The following is an 18,068-nucleotide window of genomic DNA, read 5'->3' as shown; positions in this document are numbered from 1 at the left end:
TGGCCTACGATCCGAGTCATGAGCAACCGGACCTATCGCCTCACCGAGATCGTGGGCACCTCCCCCGACGGTATCGACCAAGCCATCCGCAACGGCATCTCGCGCGCCGGGCAGACCCTTCGCCACATCGACTGGTTCGAGGTCACGCAGATCCGCGGCCAGGCCAAGGACGGCGAGGTGGAGCACTTCCAGGTGGCTATGAAGATCGGCTTTCGGTTAGAGGACGAATGACCAAGGAGCGAGCGGAGGTACGCCGAGCGCAGCGAGGTGTGCCGCAGCTCGGGGCGAGTTCGAGCGTACGCGCGAACCCGTACATTCTGGATCGTTCCAACTGCGTGAGTTCGAGCGTACGCGCGAACTCGCACGCTCAACCGCCGGGCACTCCCCCGACCCGAACTAGCCGCCGATCGCCGACATCGGCCGGTCCGGCTGGAGGAACGACGGGTCGTCGATCCCGTGACCGGCCCGCTTGCCGCGCATGGCGATGACCCAGCGTTCGGCCAGTTCGAGATCGGTGGCGCCCGAGCGCAACGCCGTACGCAGGTCGGACTCCTCACGCGCGAACAGACAGTTGCGGATCTGACCGTCGGCAGTCAGGCGTACGCGATCGCAGTCACCGCAGAACGGTCGTGTCACCGAAGCGATCACCCCGACCGTCGCAGGCCCGCCATCGACGTCGAACAGCTCCGCCGGAGCACTGCCACGCGGCTCTCCGTGCGGGGTCAGCGTGAACTCGGTGGAGAGCCGCTCGAAGATCTCGTCGGCGGTGATCATGTTGGTGCGGTTCCACTGGTGCTGGGCGTCCAGGGGCATCTGCTCGATGAAGCGCAACTCATAGCCGTGGTCGATCGCCCACTGCAGCAACTCCGGGGCCTGGTCGTCGTTGATGCCGCGCATCAGCACGGCATTGACCTTGACCGGACCGAGCCCGGCGGCGTGCGCGGCTTGGAGGCCTTCGAGGACATCGTGCAGCCGGTCGCGCCGGGTGATCTCACGAAACGCCTCGTGCCGGATCGAATCGAGAGACACGTTGACCCGGTTGAGCCCGGCCTCGGCCAGCGCCCCCGCCTGACGCGAAAGTCCCAGCGCATTGGTGGTGAGCGACATCTCCACGTCCGCGTTCAGGGAGCGTACGCCCGCGACGATCCCCACCAGTCCGCGACGTACCAGCGGCTCGCCCCCGGTGAAACGGACCTCTTCGATGCCGAGTTGGGTGATCCCGACGCCGATCAACCGGACGATCTCGTCGTCGGTCAGCACCGACTCGTCGGGCAGCCAGTCCAGACCCTCCGCCGGCATGCAATAGGTGCAGCGCAGGTTGCAGCGGTCGGTCAATGACACCCGCAGGTCGGTGGCCACCCGGCCGAATCGGTCCTCCAACTTCACCGGTTCAGTCTACGCAGCGACCCCCGACTACCCTCGTTCCGTGCGATCCTGGCGCTTCCTCCTGTCCACCCGCTGGGTCGTGTTCGCCCTGATCGTGGCTCTGCTGGCCTACCTGGCCTGGTGGTTGGGCGAGTGGCAGTTCGGCCGTCTCGACCAGCGTCGCCACGACAACGCCGTGATCGAACGCAACGAGAAGGCCGCACCCGAGCCGGTGGACGACGTCCTGGCGGCAGGTCGTGCGGTCAGCGCCGATGACGAGTGGCGACTGATCACCGCGACCGGGACCTATGACACCGACGACACGATCATCGTGCGCTATCGCACCCGCAAGGGCACCTCGGGGGTGGAGGTCGTGGTGCCACTCGTGACCGCGCACGGCACGGCCCTTCTGGTCGACCGCGGCTGGATGCGTACGGAGAACACCGGCTCGGGCAGCGTCGCGGCACCAGAGCCGCCGAGCGGCGAGGTGACCATCGAGGGGTGGGTACGTGCCGACGCGACCGGTCGCGGCACCGAGGTAGACGATCGTTCGACCCGTGCCATCTCGAGCGAGGAGATCGGTGCGGCTCTCGACCGCGAGGTCTATGGCGGCTTCCTCGAACTCAAGAGCGAGGATCCCCCACCCGCCGAGGCTCTGCGCCCCGTCGAGTTGCCCGACCTCGGCGAGGGACCGCACTTCTTCTACGGTCTGCAGTGGTGGTTCTTCGGCGTGCTGGCGGTGTTCGGTTTCGGCTATCTGTTGTACGACGAGTGGCGCGGCAACGGGCCCGTCAAGCGCGAGCGTGGCGCACCTTCGTCCGGCCGACGGCCGACCTTCCGCGACCGCCTCGACGCGTGGACCGCGCCCCCGGACGACGACCTGCCCCCGGACGACGACCTGCCGCCGGACTCAGAGCGAGCGGGAGATACCTCCGTCGACGGGGAGCATCACGCCCGTCAGCAGTGACGCGGCCGGCGAGAGTACGAACGCCGCGACGCGACCGAACTCGTCGGGCTCGCCATAGCGACCCAACGGGATGGACTCGAGTTGACGCGCCTTGGCGGCGGCCGGGTCTCCCGTGGCCTCGTCGAGTTCCTGCACCCGATCGGTCGCGATTCGTCCAGGCAGCAGACCGTTGACCCGGATCCCGCGCGCGCCGACCTCGTCGGCCAGGTCCTTGGCGAACATCGCCAACCCGGGCCGCAGGCCGTTGGAGACGGCGAGACCAGGGATCGGGTTGCGCACCGATGTCGACAGGACCAGCGCGATCGAGCCGCCGTGCCCCAGCGCAGCAGCCACCTCGCGGCACAGGCGTACGCCCCCCAGGAACACCGAGTCGAAACCCGCGCGCCAGGCATCGTCGTCGACCTCGCTGGGCTTGCCCGGTGGCGGTCCGCCGACGCTGACGAGGGCGCCGTCCACGCGACCCCACTTCGAACGCGCAGCGTCGAGTAGCAGGCCGGGCGCAGCAGGGTCGGCGTTGTCGGCGACCAGGCCGATCGCCCGCTCCCCCAGGTCGGCTACGGAAGCGTCCACGGATGCCTGATCGCGGCTCGACACCACGACGCGCGCACCGTCGTCCACGAGTGCGCGAGCCGTCGCTGCCCCGAGTCCTCGGGTGCCGCCGGTGACCAGATAGACGCGATCGGTGAGTCCAAGATCCATGGACGCCACCGTAGTGTCAGGCGTGCGCGAACTGCGTGCGGTAGAGGTCGGCGTACGTCCCACCCGCCACCAGCAACTCGTCGTGGGTGCCCTGCTGCACGATCCGGCCACCGTCCAGGACCAGGATCTTGTCGGCGTTGCGTACGGTCGAGAGCCGGTGCGCGATGACCAGCGACGTACGTTGCGCGAGCGCCGCATCGAGGGCCTGCTGCACCGCGGCCTCACTCTCCGAGTCCAGGTGAGCGGTGGCCTCGTCGAGCACCACGATCGCTGGCGCCTTCAGCAGCAGGCGCGCGATGGCCAGACGCTGCCGTTCCCCACCGGACAGGCGGTAGCCGCGATCACCGACAACGGTGTCGAGACCGTCGGGCAGGGAGCGCACCAACCCTGCGATCTGGGCGGCTTCGAGTGCCGACCAGATCTCCTCCTGCGTCGCCGCCGGCCGTGCATAGAGCAGGTTGGCCCTGATCGTCTCGTGGAACATGTGGGCGTCCTGGGTGACATAGCCGACCGCGTCCTCCAGCGACTGCAAGGTCACGTCACGCACGTCCCAGGTCTGCGTGGGCGTGCCGATCCGGACGGCGCCCGAGCGCACGTCGTACAGCCGGGCGACCAGGTTGGTGACGGTCGTCTTGCCCGCGCCCGAAGGCCCGACCAACGCGACCATCTCCCCCGGCTCGGCCGTGAACGACAGTGAGTCGAGCACCTGGGAGTTGTCGCGGCTCTCCGTACGCGCGACCGCCTCCAACGATGCCAAGGACACTTCGTCTGCCCGGGGATAGGTGAAGGAGACGTCGTCGAACACGAGCCGGTTCGCCTCCGCGGGGAGTTTCACCGCGTCGGGCTTCTCCGCGACCATCGACGGCAGATCGAGCACCTCGAAGACCCGCTCGAAGCTGACCAGCGCGGTCATCACGTCTACACGTACGTTCGACAGCCCCTGCAGGGGGCCGAGCAGGCGTACGAGCAGCGTCGCGAGCGCCAGCAGGGTGCCGACCGACAGCGCTCCGCTGATCGCCAACCGACCACCGACGCCGTAGACCAGCGCGGTCGCGAGTGCGGGCACCAGCATCATCGCAGCCACGAAGACGCGCTGGATCAGCGAGATCCGGATCCCCAGATCCCGCACCACGGCCGCCTTGTCCTGGAAGTACGCATCCTCGTCCGCGCGCCGCCCGAAGAGCTTGAGCAGCATCGCCCCACCGACGTTGAAGCGCTCGGTCATCGCGTTGCCCAGGTCGGCGTTGCCGTCCATCTGTTGCCGGGTGAGTCCGGCGAGTCGAGCACCTACCCAGCGCGAGGCGAGCAGCAGGATCGGGAACATCAGCAGGCAGAGCAGGGTGACCTGCCAGGACAACCACAGCATCGAGATGCCGACGACAACCACCGAGATCGAGTTGGACACGGTGCCGCTGAGCGTCGAGGTGAAGGCTCGCTGGGCACCGATGACGTCGTTGTTGAGCCGCGAGACCAGCGCGCCGGTCTGCGTACGCGTGAAGAACGCCAGCGATTGCCGCTGCACGTGCGCGAAGACCTGCGAGCGCAGGTCGAAGATCAGGTGCTCACCGATCCGCGAAGAGAAGTAGCCCAGCGTCACGGTGAATGCCGCATCCACGACCGCGACCAGCGCCATCAGCAGCGCCAGCCACATGACCAGCGAGGTGTCCTGCTTGAGGATCCCGTCGTCGACGATGCAGCTTGACCAACAGCGGGGAGACGACCACCAGACACGCGTCAAGAATGGTCAGGCCCATGAAGACCGCGATCTGCGGCCGCAGTGGTCTGGCGAACGACAGCACGCGCCGGACGGTCTCTCGTCCCAGCTTCTGGTTGGCGACCTCGCGATCGGCCCGGAGGTGTCGGAACTGCGGTCGCATCCCGTGCATGTTCGCCAAATGGCTATCCCTTCATCAGTTCCGCGAGCTCCCGGAAGCGGCGCACCTGCGCCTCACGCTCGACACGACGCTGGCTGTCCAGGTCGCGGGCCGCGGCCTGCTGCAGGATCGCCTTCGTCTCGCGAACGGCGCCCGGCAGTGGTGCGGTGAGATTGCGTACGAGCTCCGCGGTCGCCGCGTCGAGTTGGTCGGCCGCGACCACCGTGGTCGCGAGTCCGAGCCGGCCCGCCTCGTCACCGGAGATGTTGCGCGCGGTGGCGCAGATCTCCAGAGCTCTGGCGTACCCAACCGCGTCGACCAGCGGTTTTGTTCCCGTGAGGTCCGGCACCAGGCCGAGCGCGCTCTCCTTCATGCAGAAGATCGCATCGTCCGCGACCACGCGCAGGTCACACGAGAGCGCCAGTTGGAAGCCCGCGCCGATCGCAAAGCCGTGCACCTGGGCGATGGAGACGAAACGCGGGTCGCGCAGGAAGGTAAAGGCTTCCTGCCAATGCCCGATCTGGGCGGACATCTCTTCGTCGGTGCGCTGCAGCAGCCCGATCACCGAATCGGGACCGGCCTTCGGGTCGAGCATCGCCCGGTCGAGCCCAGCGGAGAACGAGTGCCCGTTGCCCTTGACGATCACGATCCGCACCTCGTCGCCCAAGTCGCTGCCGAGCGCTGCCAGCGTCTCCCACATCAACGGCGTCTGCGCGTTGCGTACGTCCGGGCGGTCGAGCGTGATCGTCGCGACGGGTCCGTCCTGGACGAAGTCGAGTCCGGCGGTCGTGAGTTCTTCGTGCGTAGGCATGTGGCGAAGTCTAGGGAGGAGCTCGGCCCGATCTGGCCTCGGTCGGAGCCCCGCCGGATCAGGTCAGGCCAACGAGACGAGGTCTGCGTACTCCTCGTTCCACAAGTCTTCGACACCGTCGGGCAGGATCAGCACCCGGTCGGGTTCGAGAGCGCGTACGGCACCCTCGTCGTGGGTGACCAGGATGATTGCGCCCTCGTACGACCGGATGGCCGCCAGCACCTCCTCGCGAGACGCCGGGTCGAGGTTGTTGGTGGGCTCGTCGAGCAGCAGCACGTTGGCGCTGGAGACCACCAGCGCAGCCAGCGCGAGTCGGGTCTTCTCTCCCCCGGAGAGCACACCGGCCGACTTGTGGGCGTCGTCGCCGGAGAAGAGAAACGAGCCGAGCACCGAGCGCGCCTCGGAATCGGTGAGCTGTGGCGCCGCGTGACGAAGGTTCTCCAAGACCGTCGCGTCGGTGTCCAGGGTCTCGTGCTCCTGGGCGTAGTAGCCGAGTTTGAGGCCGTACCCGGGCGTCACCACGCCGGTGTCGGGTTGGTCGACCCCGCCCAGGATCCGCAGCAGCGTGGTCTTGCCCGCACCGTTGAGCCCCAGGATGACCACCCGTGAGCCACGGTCGATCGCCAGCTCGACGTCGGTGAAGACCTCGAGCGAGCCGTACGACTTCGACAGCTCCGAGCCGCTCAGCGGCGTCTTGCCGCACGGAGCCGGCTTGGGGAAGGCGATTTTGGCGACCCGGTCGTGCATTCGTGCGCTCTCGACTCCGTCGAGCAGTTTCTCCGCCCGCTTGAGCATGTTCTGTGCCGCGGTCGCCTTGGTCGCCTTGGCGCGCATCTTGTTGGCCTGATCGGTCAGCGTACGCGCCTTGTTCTCGGCGTTGAGTCGCTCGCGCTTGCGACGTCGCTCGTCGGTTTCGCGTTGGGTCAGGTACGCCTTCCACCCCATGTTGTAGACGTCGATCACGGCGCGATTGGCGTCGAGGTGCAACACCTTGTTGACCGTCGTCTCCAACAGCGCGGTGTCGTGGGAGATCACCACAAGCCCACCCTTGTGTGCTTTGAGGAAGTCGCGCAGCCACACGATCGAGTCGGCGTCGAGGTGGTTCGTCGGCTCGTCGAGCAGCAGGGTCTCCGCACCGCTGAAGAGGATCCGGGCCAACTCGACGCGTCGCCGCTGACCACCCGAGAGCGTACGAAGCGGCTGGCTGAGCAGCCGGTCCTCCAAGCCGAGGCTGTGGGCGATCGTCGCGGCCTCGGACTCGGCGGCATATCCCCCGCCGGCGTGGAGTTCTGCGTCGGCTCGCGCATAGCGGCGCATCGCTCGCTCGCGTACGTCCTCGTCATCGCTGGCCATCTGCTCCTCGGCAAGTCGCAGGCGTCGTACGACATCGTCGAGGCCGCGCGCGGACAGGATCCGTTCGCGGGTCAACTGCTCCGGATCGCCCGAGCGGGGATCCTGGGGCAGATAGCCGATCTCGCCGGTGGCGGTGACGCTCCCGGCGGCCGGCAAGGCCTCACCGGAGAGCACCTTCGTCAGGGTCGTCTTGCCGGCGCCGTTGCGGCCGACGAGGCCGATCTTGTCGCCGGGTGCCACCTGGAAGGTCACGTCCTCCATCAGAAGTCGTGACCCGGCGCGCACTTGGAGGTGTTTGGCGGTGAGCATCGGCTCGATAGGCTACCGCGAGGGCGGTGGGCCCTCCTGAGCGGTATCGGAAGGACAACAGATGCGCTTCAACCCCAAGGCCAGGCTGGACACGAGCCGGGTTGGCGACGACGGCGGACGCGGCGGCCCCGGGGGTGGCGGTATGCGACTGCCGATCCCAGGCGGCACCACCGCTGGCGGCGGCATCGGCGGCTTGTTGGTCCTGCTGCTGCTCTTCGTACTGTTCCAGTGCATGGGCGGGCTCCCCGGCCAGCCCTCGGGGCAGGACCAAGGCACCCAGTCGGGCAACGACACCAGCCGGGTCAGTGACCCCGACCGCTACGCCAACTGCAAGACCGGCGCGGACGCCCAGCAGGACGTCGACTGTGCCCGGATCGCGGTGGAGAACTCGCTCTACAACTTCTGGAAGACCGACTTCGAGGGCGACAACGCGCAGTTCCAGCCCGCCAAGATGCAGACCTTCTCGGGTGCCGTCAACACCGCCTGCGGTCAGGCGACCAGCCAGGTCGGCCCGTTCTATTGCCCCGGAGACCAGACGATCTATCTCGACACCACCTTCTTCGACCAGGTTCTGGAGCAACAACTGGGTGGGCCTGACGGGGGCTTCGTCGAGCCCTATGTGATCGGCCACGAGTACGGCCACCACATCCAGAACCTCGCGGGCATCATGAACAAGGTGCGCACCCAGAAGGGCCCCAATTCCGACGCGGTCAAACTCGAACTCCAGGCCGACTGCTTCGCGGGCGCCTGGACCGCCGGTGCCACCGAGACCGAGGATGCCACCGGCAAGGTCGCGATCTTCACCCAGATCACCGAGCAGGACATCCAGGAGGCCATCGCGGCCGCCGAGGCCGTCGGTGACGACCGGATCCAGGAGAAGACCCAGGGCCGGGTCACGCCGGAGAACTGGACCCACGGCTCGGCCAAGCAGCGGGTGGAATCCTTCAACATCGGCTTCAAGCAGGGTGTCGACGCCTGCGTGCCCGTCGGTCCCTGATTCCACTACTTCACAGCAGCGCTTCGACCTCCGGGCCGAGGCGCTGCAGTGATTTCAGATAGGTCGCGACGCTCGGGTGGCGAAACTTCGCGGCCAACGGACCATCCCCCGGCGCGACTTGCAGCAGGGCCAAGTCTGCCCGGGTGAACGCGGTGTAGACCGCGCTCACATATGCCCCGAGACGGGCCTGGTCGCGCATCGTCGGGTCGTACGCCTCCACGTACGCCGTCAACAGCGGGCCGAATTCCTCCCGCGCTCCCAGCGCCAGCAGGCCCAGATCGTGTCCCAGCGGGCCGAGGCCCACCGATCCCCAGTCGATGCCGATCACCAGTTCCCGGTCTCGACCTCGCAGGTTGGCCGGCGTCGGATCACCGTGTTGCAAGACTTGGGGTGCGGCGTCGAGGAGATCGAGAAAGTGCCCGCGGCGTCGCCACAGGTGATCGGCGATGTCGGCGGCGGTCGTACGCCCGAGCGTGCGCCAACCGCCACGACGCTCCACCCGCCTCAGGCGCGCGCGAAGTTGCCCACAGGCCCACCAGCGGCGATCGGGCACCTCGTTGGTGGCGAAGGTTCCGAGTGCGGCAGCCAGGAAGAGCCCGTTGTTGGCGGCTGCCTGGACTCTCTCGGTCACCACCGTGACGCCCTCACCGTCCTCCTCGACGGCCAGGCACCGTGCCGCACGGATGCCCAGGGTGCTCTCGAGCAGCCGTTCGGTGGACACGTCGGCCTCGCGACACCAGTACGCGAACCCTTGCGGCGAGTCCACGTCGGGGTCGGGGTCGTGTGGGCGCGCGAGGCGTTTGATCACCGCTGGCGTGCCGTCCCAGGTGCCCGCCCAGACGCCCACCGTGGACGCGCCGGAGCCCGATGGCAACGGCTGCCAGCCCGGCTCGGGGTGCCACATGGTCGGACCCTAATCGACCATCGCCCCTCGTGAGGGGTGGTTCAGCCCACGTCGCGCGTGCGATATCGCGACCACGCAAACACCAGCAACGCCGCCGCCACCGCACTCAGCCCGAACTCCCCTGCCCAGGAGACCGGCTGCACGGGCACCTTCACGACGTGCTCGAAGGGCGAGAGTTGGAGCACCCACTCGGGCAGTTTCAGGGCGCGGCCCAGGTCGGAGAGCATCACGAACGCGGCCAGGAACGCCCAACCGAGCCAGGTCAGCGCGGGGCGCACCGTCCAGACCACCAGCCCGAGCGCCGCCACCACCCAGATCGCGGGCACGTGCGCCAGCGCGGCCGGGACGAGCACGGCGAGTTGGTGGCCGATCCCGCGCACCTGCGCGCCGTAGCCCACCGCGCAACCGGCGGCATATCCCAACGCCAGCAACGCAGATCCCGCGAAGGCCAGCATTACCTGGGTTCCGAACACCGCAGCTCTGCTGCCGTGGGCCGCCAGCACCACCGGCGTACGACCGTCCAACTCCTCGTGCCCCGCGGCCACGACCGTGTGCAGCGCGTACGCCGAGAAGAGCGCCGCCATGACGGCCAACAGGGCGGCCAGCATGGACTCCTCAACCTTGCCCTTGCCGCCGAGCGCTTCCAGTGCCGCTCGGCCCGCTGCCGAATCGAAGAGCCCGCCCAGGTGAGGCGCGATCGAGCCGAAGAGGCCGCCGAAGACGACGCTGGCGGCCAGCCACCAGGCCAGTGCGACCCGGTTGAGGCGCCAGACCAGCGCCGGGATCGAGTGGAGTTCACCGCGCGCCGGGCCGGGTCGATCCGCGAAGATGCCCGCCGCGAGGTCGCGTCGTGCGCGCAAACGCTCAGCGGCCACGGCCAGCGCCGCGGCGAGGATGAGATAGAGCCCCAGCACCCACCAGCGGGTATCGCCCCAGGCGTCGAGCCGCGTACCCCAGCCGAGAGGTGAAAGCCAGCCCAATCCGTCCGGGCCGATGTCACCGGCGGCTCGCAGCACGTTCCAGGCTCCGAAGATCGCCAGGGTGATCCCCGTGCAGGTACGCGTACTTGAGGTCAGTTGGCAGGCCAGCGCGGCGGTGCACGCGCCGACGATCCCGGCGCCGACCCAACTCGCCCCGAAGGCCAGCGAACCGATCGGCTCCAGCCCGGCCACCAGATCGAGAGCAGCGGCCAGCACGCCCAGCGCCAACGAAGCTTCCGGCCGCAAGCAGGAGCGAGGCTCGCAAGGGGGCTTCGCGAGCGATCAGCCCGGCGCCGACCAGGTCGGCGCGTCCCGACTCCTCCTCGGTGCGGGTGTGGCGGCGTACGATCACCAGCCCCATGCCCATGACGAAGAGCGCGTACATCACCGTCATCTTGCTCATCGCGATCTCGCCGAGACTGTGCACGTTCAGGATCGGTCCGTAGAGCGCGACCAGACCGGGACTGGAGTTGACCAGCCGAGCGGCGGCCACGCGCTCGGACTCGTGGGCGTAGAGATCTGCGGTGGCGAAGGCCGAGGCCGCCACCATCAGCGCCAACACCGCGATCCACACGGGGATCAGGACGCGGTCTCGTCGCACTGCTGCCCGCAGCAGAGCACCTACGCCGGTCATGGCTGGCTGCCTTGCGGACGGTAGGCGTCGAGGAAGAGTTCCTCCAGAGATGGCGGCGTCACCGTCAGTGCGCGTACGTCTGCCTGCCGCAACGCGGCCAACAGCGGCGCCAACCCGTCCGCCTCGACGGTGCAGGTGAGGAGCCCATCCGTCACCACCAGGTCGTGGGTGCCGTGGATCTGAGCCGGGATGTCGCCGACGACCTCGGCGCGGACGTGGTTGCGCCTCAGATGACGCAACTCGGCCAGCGAGCCGGTCTCGACCGTCGCGCCCTCACGAATGATGGTGACCCGGTCCGCGAGCCTTTCGACCTCGCTGAGGATGTGACTGGAGAGCAGGACCGTGGCCCCTGCCGCCTTGTGCTCGGCGAGCGACTCGTTGAACACCTGCTCCATGAGCGGGTCGAGTCCGCTGGTGGGCTCGTCGAGAATGAGCAGTTCGGTAGGCGCCGCGAACGCGGCGACCAGCGCGACCTTCTGCCGGTTGCCTTTGGAATAGGCCCGGCCCTTCTTGGTCGGATCGAGTTCGAAGCGTTGCAGCATCGCGTCTCGATCCGTCGCCTTCGGGTTCAGACCTCGCAGTCGCAACAGCAGGTCGATCGCCTCGCCCCCGGTGAGGTTGGGCCACAGGTTCACGTCGCCGGGGACGTACGCCAGGCGGCGGTGGATCGCCACCGCGTCCGCCCACGGGTCCTGTCCGAACACCCTCGCCGTGCCTGCTTCGGTGCGGATCAGGCCGAGCAGCGCCCGGATGGTCGTGGATTTCCCGGCGCCGTTCGGGCCGAGGAATCCGTGCACCTCTCCTGGCCCGACCGTGAGGTCCAATCCGTCCAACGCGCGGGTCGTGCCGAATGTCTTGACCAGGCCGCTGACTTCAATCGGGTCGGTCTTGCTCGGGTTGCTCACGAGTTCACGCTACGCCTGCGCGACAGGCCCGGTTTCGGCCAACCGGCGCCGACACGCGCACTATCCTCACGGCCATGATGATCCGGCCGGGCGAACTCGCGGCGATCAAGCGCGGCGAGGTCGACCTGGCATTCCGTCGTTGGGACCGGCCACGCGTACGAGTGGGCACCCGGATGCGTACGTCCGTAGGGCTTATCGAGGTGACCTCGGTGGAGGCGACGACCGTGTCGGCACTGCGAGCCGCTGATGCCACACGCGCGGGTGCCGAGTCGCTGGCGGCGCTGAAGAAGTCAGCCACGTACCGCAGCGTCGGCACGCTCTATCGGATCGGGTTGACCTACGCCGGCGCCGACCCCCGCGACGAACTGCGCGCCACGATCCCGGCGCCGGAGGAGATCACCGAGATCCGGGCCTGGCTCGATCGACTCGACTCGGCGTCGGCGCAGGGGCCCTGGACCCGCGAGACCCTTCGGATCATCGACGAGCATCCTGGCGTACGCGCTCCTGAACTCGCTGATCGGCTCGGCCGGGAGACCTTGGCGTGGAAAGCGGACGTACGCAAACTCAAGGAGCGCGGCCTGACCGAATCCTTGGCGATCGGTTATCGGCTCTCGCCACGCGGCGCAGCCGTGCTGGATCATGGCGGGCCTGCGCGCGAGCGTACGGTGCAGACCGGAACGTCGCTGCCCCGCAACATCGGCGCACCCGCGACGGGGGCCTTGCGTGCGGTGGGCGTGACGACCTTGGAGGAGGTCGCCTCGTGGAGTGCGGCCGAACTGCTCGCGCTGCACGGCGTCGGCAAGGTCGCGGTCGCCCGTCTGGGTGAGGCGCTCGCGGAGATCAACCTCACCCTCCGCTGACCTGTCGCATCTGCTCCGCGCAAGTGCCTCGACCTGTCGCATCTGCACTACTTTCTCCACAGCTCCCGGAGCAGACGCGACAGGTCGGCAGGCTCTGCCGGAGCAGACGCGACAGGTCAGGCGTTGGTGACGTCGACCTGCAGCGATTGGGCGTCCTTGATCGCCTGATCGAGCTCGCGCCGACGCGGGTCCGGGGTCGGCAGCCACGGGCCGACTTGACGCAGCCGTGCCAGCCTGGGGTCGGACAGCACCTCGGCTACGGCAGCCCGGTCGCCGCCCGTGACCACAAGAAGGTCGCGACTCTCTCCGAGCAGCCGAGCTGCGTGATCAGCGGCGGCCTCGTACGCCTGTCTGGCCTGGTTGTCGCGTCGACGAGCGAAGCGCTGCTGGCTCTGGCCGCCGGCCTTGGTACGCCCTTGTACGTGGCGTTGTCCGATCTTGTGCTCGTGCACCTCGGATCCCGCCATGCGCGCGACAGCGAAACCGCCCTTGCGTACGAGCAGGATGCCCCAGTCGTCGGGGGGCTGTGCCTGCTCCGCGATGTCGAGTGGTGCGGCGAGACCTTCGTACGTCCGCTGATACGGCAATCCCACCGTCACCGTCGACCCATCCGCGGCCACCCCGCGCAAGGCGCCGGGTGCCGTCCAGTGTGTCTCACCGTGGCCGCGCTCGAAGTTCTCGACCCACCGCGCCCAACGAACTGCGGGGACGAGGATGCTCGGCACATTCACCAACCTACCGACGGAACCAGTCGCACTCGTCTCGCGTCACAACATGATGATTCGAGCTATGTCGCTGATCCTCGCGAGCATGACGCTGGCCGCGTGCGGCAACGCGACCGTGGTGGAGGAGGTGCCGTCGGCACGTACTTCCACCGATGCCTCGCCGGCCGCATCGGTGAGCTATCAGGTCACCCAGGAGGACGCGGACTTCGAACACCCGGCGGGTGTTCTCTTGCAGCTCGGAGGCGGCCATACCGAAGAACTGCGGCCATGGAGTTGGTGCATGAAGGGCGGCTGCGCGGACGGCTGGCGTGGAGACGGATCGAAACTCTTCTCGGTGGGATCGCCCGACCATGTCGACTTCACCTTCGCACTGCCTGGGTTCGAGTTCGAGGCCACCTTCGCCGAGCCGGGTGAGGGCCGGTGTCTGCGCCGCGTTCCAGGCAAGGTAGAGACCCTTGGCGAGCACTCGTTCCGCGTCTATCCCGCCGGCCCGGTTTCCGATTGGGTGATCGATCTCTTCGGCCGGGGCCCGGGTGGCGATGTGTCTGCCAGCTTCCGCTGGGCGACTCCCACGGCTGGCACGGTGCCCGGCAACGCCACCGGCACCGCATCGGTCCTTGCCGCCCACGACGGCAGTTTGGACAGCTATGGCATCGAGCTCGGCATCACCGGCCTGCCCGACACCCCGAAGCGGGCTTCGGCGACGATCGAGGTCAGGAGCGACAGCGGCAAGTCCGTCATCCTCGACGTTGGCAGGGCCAAGCGCGATTGCTGGAGCAAGGGCGACGTGTCGTGGCACCAGCAGAAACCAGCAACCGAGGCGGTCGCGCTCGGCGGGAAGTCGTTCACCTACGTCGTGCGCGTGGACCTCGATGGCGAGACGTACACCGGCACCGCACGCTGGCCCGAGGACACGAACGAGCAGATCACTCCAGGCGTACCCCTCACGTGGGACCCACCGTTGCCTGCGTACGACGGATCGAAGCTCTAGTCCGCGACGTAGACGACCTCGAACGTCTCGCACACCACCGGCATGTCCGCAGCGAACTCCCGGTCGTGCGACTTGTGCTCGGAGAAGAAGCGTTCGTGCACCTCGCGCCAGTAGGCGAGCGTACGATCGCCCTCCCCCTCCGCTCGTGCGTGCTCCTCGGTGACGGCGTCGAAGGCGACGACCTGCACCCGCGTCGTCGCGATCAGCGCCACCGGATGACCGCGGCCGTCCAGCACGATGCTGAACTCACCCTCCTCCGGCAGACTCTCGCCCTCGGCCTCGTAATCCCACAGTGCGCTCGCGGTCGCCGTCTTGACGCCATCGCGCACCAACGCAGCCAACTCGTCGGCGACCTCCGGAGTTGCTCCGAACGACCACGCAGGTGGCGTGACGGACTCCAGCGGCGTCTGGCCGAAGTACGACGGCGCGGCGTTCAGCCGGGCGTGGAACTTGGCGACGTCCCAGAACGCTTCGATCTCAGGGTTGCTCTCTGCGGTGGGCTCGTCGGCGTCCGAGGCGAGGGAGTCAGTCATGATGTCGAGTCTGACAGGGTGCGTGCATGGGCGCACGTGAACTTCTGCCGCCGGCACCGATCGAGGCGGTGCTCTTCGACTTTCATTCCACGTTGGTAGACCCTGGCCCTGCCCAGGCGTGGCTGTCCTTGGCGGCAGCGCGCCTCGGGCGAGAAGTTTCGAGGGTCTCGGTCGAGACCTCGACGAAGCTGGACTTCTTCTGGGAACGCGCTCGCGAGGTCGACCCCGAGGGCACCCGAGATCTCAGCGAAGCGCGACACCGCGAGGTGTTCGCGATCTTGGCCGCCGAGATCCCCGGCCTCGATGCGGATCTTGTCGACGCCCTGCGCGAGACGCTGCTCGACACCTGGATCGCCTACGACGATGCGGTGCCGACTTTGCAAGCGTTGCGCGACCTCGGCGTCAAAGTTGTGGTGTTGAGCAACGCGGGTCTGGATATTCGTCCGGTCCTAGATCGCGTGGGGTTCACGCCGCTCGTGGATCACCTCGTGCTCAGCCGAGACGTGCAGTCGGTCAAACCTGATCCTGGCATCTTCCGGGCCGCCCTGGATCAGGCCGGCGTCGACGCCGGTGCCGCTCTCATGGTGGGCGACGCGTGGACCGACGACGGCGGCGCCGCCGACCTCGGGATCCGTACGCTGATCCTCCCACGCACGCCGATGCCGAGGCACGGGTTGGCCGTGGTGACCGCGCTGGTCGAGGCGTCGCGGTGGGTGTAGTCCGTCGGCCCGGTGTGGTTTCGAGACGCTCACTGCGTTCGCTCCTCAACCACCGAGATCGGTGGTCAGGTTTCGACCCGCCCGTCGCGGTCGGTGTAGTCCGTCGGCCCGGTGTGGTTTCGAGACGCTCACTGCGTTCGCTCCTCAACCACCGAGATCGGTGGTCAGGTTTCGACCCGCCCGTCGCGGTCGGTGTAGTCCGTCGGCCCGGTGTGGTTTCGAGACGCTCACTGCGTTCGCTCCTCAACCACCGAGATCGGTGGTCAGGTTTCGACCCGCCCGTCGCGCCCGCTCACGCGGGCGCGGGGCTCGCTCAACCTCTTCGCGTCACGCCGGCTGCGCCGGCGTGGCTCAGACGTTGAAGCCTAGGGCGCGCAGTTGCTCGCGGCCGTCGTCGGTGATCTTGTCGGGGCCCCAGGGCGGCATCCAGACCCAGTTGATGATCACCTCGTTGACCATCCCCTCCAGCGCCGAGTGGGTCTGGTCCTGGATCACGTCCGTCAGCGGGCAGGCCGCCGACGTCAGCGTCATGTCGATCACCACGTTGTCGTGCTCCTCGACGTGCACGCCATAGACCAGGCCGAGGTCGACGACGTTGATGCCGAGTTCGGGGTCGACGACGTCCTTCATCGCCTCGGTCACGTCCTCCTCGGTGAGGGTCGAGACGCCGCCAGTGGCTTCGGGTACGTCCGGCAGATCGCTGTGGTCAGTCATTGCTGGCTCCTTCGGTGCCGATGTCTGTCGCTTGGGCTGTCGCGTCCTTCCACGCCATCCAGCCCAGCAGTGCGCACTTCACGCGCGCGGGAAATTTGGCGACACCCGAGAACGCGATCGCGTCCTCGAGCACCTCTTCGTCGGGCTCGACCTGGCCCTTGCCTTGCATCAGGCGCAAGAACTCGTCTTGGATCGCAAGCGCCTCGTTAACCGGACGACCGATCACCAGGTCGGTGAGCACCGAGGTCGACGCCTGTGAGATCGAGCAGCCCAGGGCGTCGTACGACACGTCCTGCACCACCCCGTCGACGACATGCACCCGCAGGGTCACCTCGTCGCCGCACGTGGGGTTGACGTGATGCACCTCGGCCCCGAACGGATCACGAAGCCCCTTGTGATGGGGGTTCTTGTAGTGATCGAGGATGATCTCTTGATAGAGGCTGTCGAGTTCGGCGCTCATCAGTCCCCCAGTCCGAAGTAGTTGCGCGTGTAGTTCAGCCCGTCGATCAGTGCGTCGATCTCCGTGGGCGTCGTGTAGAGGTAGGACGACATCCGAGTCGACGCCTGCACGCCATAGCGCAGGTGCGCGGGTTTGGCACAGTGATGCCCGGCGCGTACCGCGATACCGAGGGTGTCGAGCACCGTCGCGATGTCGTGCGGGTGCACGCCGTCGATCTCGAAGGAGATCGCTCCCCCGCGCTGTGCGGCATCCAATGGCCCCAACACGCGCAGGCCCGGCACACTCTGCAGACCCTCCAACGCGTACGCCGTGATCGCCTGCTCGTGCCGATGCACCTCGTCGAGACCGAGATGGCTCAGGTAGTCGACCGCAGCACCCAGACCGACGGCTTCGGCGATCGGCGGCGTGCCTGCCTCGAAACGGTGCGGGATGTCGGCGTACGTGGAGCGCTCCATCGTGACGGTCTCGATCATCTCGCCGCCACCCAGGAAGGGTGGCAGGTCGGACAGCAACGCCCGACGACCCCACAGCACGCCGATACCGGTTGGTCCGACGACCTTGTGGCCGGTGAAGACCAGTGCGTCCGGGCGCTCGTCCGCCGTCATCGTCGCCAGGTCGATCTTCAACTGCGGCGCTGCCTGTGAGGAATCCACGATCGCGATCGCACCGACCTCGTGAGCCTTGGCGCAAAGCCGTGCGACCGGGTTGATCGTGCCCAGCATGTTGGAGACCCAGGTGAAGGCGACGACCTTCGTACGCTCGTTGATCAACGAGTCGAGATCGGCGAGGTCCAGGTGTCCCTCGTCGGTCAGCCCGAACCAGCGCAAGGTCGCGCCCGTACGCTCACACAATTGTTGCCACGGCACGATGTTGGAGTGGTGCTCCATCTCGGTGATCACGATCTCGTCGCCGGGGCCTACCTGATGCGGACTCGGGTCACCCAGGGTGCGCGCGAGCAGGTTGAGTGCCTCCGACGCGTTCTTGGTGAAGATCACCTCGTCACGATCAGGTGCTCCCAGGAAGGTCGCCACCTTGTCTCGTGCCGCCTCGAACGCCTCGGTGGCCTCCGCACCCAACTGGTGCATGGCGCGGGCGATGTTGGCGTTGTGCCGCTCCAGGTGGTCGACCATGGCGTCGATCACGATCTGCGGCTTCTGCGAGGTGTTGGCCGAGTCCAGATAGACCAACGACCGCCCACCCGGGAGCGTGCGCTCCAGGATCGGGAAATCCTTGCGGACCACCGCGAGGTCGGGGAGAAGTCCGGGCAG

At 67.8% G+C, this 18,068-nt stretch carries 19 protein-coding genes; 6 read left to right on the top strand and 13 right to left on the bottom strand.

The features are described from left to right. The first annotated feature begins 18 nt into the window (after positions 1-18). A complete protein-coding gene (locus V9G04_07235) occupies positions 19-231 on the top strand; it encodes a dodecin (protein ID MEI2713083.1) in 213 nt (70 codons plus the stop codon). Positions 232-396: 165 nt separating this feature from the next. Here the strand turns inward: V9G04_07235 and moaA are convergent, their stop codons facing one another. Beyond that, on the bottom strand, positions 397-1,386 hold the full coding sequence (moaA, locus tag V9G04_07230; protein ID MEI2713082.1) for a GTP 3',8-cyclase MoaA: 990 nt from the start codon (positions 1,384-1,386) through the stop codon (positions 397-399). Positions 1,387-1,426: 40 nt separating this feature from the next. Here moaA and V9G04_07225 point away from each other — a divergent pair, with 40 nt between their 5' ends. After that, positions 1,427-2,332 carry an SURF1 family protein gene (locus tag V9G04_07225; protein ID MEI2713081.1) on the top strand — a complete coding sequence of 302 codons (906 nt, stop codon included), beginning with the start codon at positions 1,427-1,429 and terminating at the stop codon, positions 2,330-2,332. Here the strand turns inward: V9G04_07225 and V9G04_07220 are convergent. The 4 genes from V9G04_07220 to V9G04_07205 all read right to left on the bottom strand — a co-directional run bounded on the left by V9G04_07220 (position 2,276) and on the right by V9G04_07205 (position 7,378). Further along, positions 2,276-3,031, bottom strand: coding sequence for an SDR family oxidoreductase (locus tag V9G04_07220; GenBank protein ID MEI2713080.1), 756 nt, complete (start codon positions 3,029-3,031; stop codon positions 2,276-2,278). The two genes, V9G04_07225 and V9G04_07220, sit on opposite strands and share 57 nt — an antisense overlap. A 16-nt stretch (positions 3,032-3,047) precedes the next feature. Next, complete coding sequence (locus V9G04_07215) at positions 3,048-4,769, bottom strand: ABC transporter ATP-binding protein (protein ID MEI2713079.1); 1,722 nt, start codon at positions 4,767-4,769, stop codon at positions 3,048-3,050. Positions 4,770-4,930: 161 nt separating this feature from the next. Further along, complete coding sequence (locus V9G04_07210; GenBank protein MEI2713078.1) at positions 4,931-5,716, bottom strand: enoyl-CoA hydratase/isomerase family protein; 786 nt, start codon at positions 5,714-5,716, stop codon at positions 4,931-4,933. A 63-nt stretch (positions 5,717-5,779) separates the two neighbouring features. After that, positions 5,780-7,378 carry an ABC-F family ATP-binding cassette domain-containing protein gene (locus tag V9G04_07205; protein MEI2713077.1) on the bottom strand — a complete coding sequence of 533 codons (1,599 nt, stop codon included), beginning with the start codon at positions 7,376-7,378 and terminating at the stop codon, positions 5,780-5,782. 61 nt (positions 7,379-7,439) lie between these two features. Between V9G04_07205 and V9G04_07200 the strand changes: the two genes are divergently transcribed. Then, positions 7,440-8,375, top strand: a complete 936-nt coding sequence (locus V9G04_07200; protein MEI2713076.1) for a neutral zinc metallopeptidase — start codon at positions 7,440-7,442, stop codon at positions 8,373-8,375. 10 nt (positions 8,376-8,385) lie between these two features. Here the strand turns inward: V9G04_07200 and V9G04_07195 are convergent, their stop codons facing one another. The 3 genes from V9G04_07195 to V9G04_07185 all read right to left on the bottom strand — a co-directional run bounded on the left by V9G04_07195 (position 8,386) and on the right by V9G04_07185 (position 11,798). Beyond that, positions 8,386-9,279, bottom strand: coding sequence for a phosphotransferase (locus V9G04_07195; protein ID MEI2713075.1), 894 nt, complete (start codon positions 9,277-9,279; stop codon positions 8,386-8,388). A 41-nt stretch (positions 9,280-9,320) separates the two neighbouring features. Beyond that, positions 9,321-10,475 (bottom strand): hypothetical protein, encoded by a 1,155-nt coding sequence (locus V9G04_07190; GenBank protein ID MEI2713074.1) that lies wholly within the window; start codon positions 10,473-10,475, stop codon positions 9,321-9,323. 414 nt (positions 10,476-10,889) lie between these two features. Beyond that, positions 10,890-11,798 (bottom strand): ABC transporter ATP-binding protein, encoded by a 909-nt coding sequence (locus V9G04_07185; GenBank protein ID MEI2713073.1) that lies wholly within the window; start codon positions 11,796-11,798, stop codon positions 10,890-10,892. Between the two features lie 74 nt (positions 11,799-11,872). Here V9G04_07185 and V9G04_07180 point away from each other — a divergent pair, with 74 nt between their 5' ends. Next, positions 11,873-12,658, top strand: a complete 786-nt coding sequence (locus tag V9G04_07180; GenBank protein MEI2713072.1) for a hypothetical protein — start codon at positions 11,873-11,875, stop codon at positions 12,656-12,658. A 116-nt stretch (positions 12,659-12,774) separates the two neighbouring features. Here V9G04_07180 and V9G04_07175 read toward each other — a convergent pair whose 3' ends face one another. Beyond that, positions 12,775-13,383: an acVLRF1 family peptidyl-tRNA hydrolase gene (locus V9G04_07175; protein ID MEI2713071.1), complete on the bottom strand. Its 609-nt coding sequence runs from the start codon at positions 13,381-13,383 to the stop codon at positions 12,775-12,777. A 49-nt stretch (positions 13,384-13,432) separates the two neighbouring features. On the opposite strand from V9G04_07175, the gene V9G04_07170 reads away from it, so the two are divergent. Then, positions 13,433-14,374, top strand: a complete 942-nt coding sequence (locus V9G04_07170) for a hypothetical protein (protein MEI2713070.1) — start codon at positions 13,433-13,435, stop codon at positions 14,372-14,374. Here the strand turns inward: V9G04_07170 and V9G04_07165 are convergent. Beyond that, complete coding sequence (locus tag V9G04_07165; protein MEI2713069.1) at positions 14,371-14,907, bottom strand: ASCH domain-containing protein; 537 nt, start codon at positions 14,905-14,907, stop codon at positions 14,371-14,373. The genes V9G04_07170 and V9G04_07165 overlap by 4 nt on opposite strands. Positions 14,908-14,933: 26 nt before the next feature. Between V9G04_07165 and V9G04_07160 the strand changes: the two genes are divergently transcribed. Further along, positions 14,934-15,626, top strand: a complete 693-nt coding sequence (locus V9G04_07160; protein ID MEI2713068.1) for an HAD family hydrolase — start codon at positions 14,934-14,936, stop codon at positions 15,624-15,626. Between the two features lie 351 nt (positions 15,627-15,977). On the opposite strand, the gene V9G04_07155 is transcribed toward V9G04_07160, so the two are convergent. The 3 genes from V9G04_07155 to V9G04_07145 are packed head-to-tail and all read right to left on the bottom strand — an operon-like array spanning position 15,978 to position 18,068. Beyond that, positions 15,978-16,340, bottom strand: a complete 363-nt coding sequence (locus V9G04_07155; GenBank protein MEI2713067.1) for a metal-sulfur cluster assembly factor — start codon at positions 16,338-16,340, stop codon at positions 15,978-15,980. After that, the gene (locus V9G04_07150; protein MEI2713066.1) at positions 16,333-16,800 is read right to left on the bottom strand and encodes an SUF system NifU family Fe-S cluster assembly protein; all 468 of its coding nucleotides are present in this window, start codon (positions 16,798-16,800) and stop codon (positions 16,333-16,335) included. Before V9G04_07150 ends, V9G04_07155 begins: the two co-directional genes overlap by 8 nt. Then, positions 16,800-18,068 carry a SufS family cysteine desulfurase gene (locus tag V9G04_07145; protein ID MEI2713065.1) on the bottom strand — a complete coding sequence of 423 codons (1,269 nt, stop codon included), beginning with the start codon at positions 18,066-18,068 and terminating at the stop codon, positions 16,800-16,802. The genes V9G04_07150 and V9G04_07145 overlap by 1 nt, the downstream gene beginning before the upstream one ends.

The sequence above is a fragment of the Nocardioides sp. genome, from assembly GCA_037045645.1.
Taxonomy (GTDB): domain Bacteria; phylum Actinomycetota; class Actinomycetes; order Propionibacteriales; family Nocardioidaceae; genus Nocardioides.
This window is presented reverse-complemented; position numbering and strand designations above follow the sequence as displayed.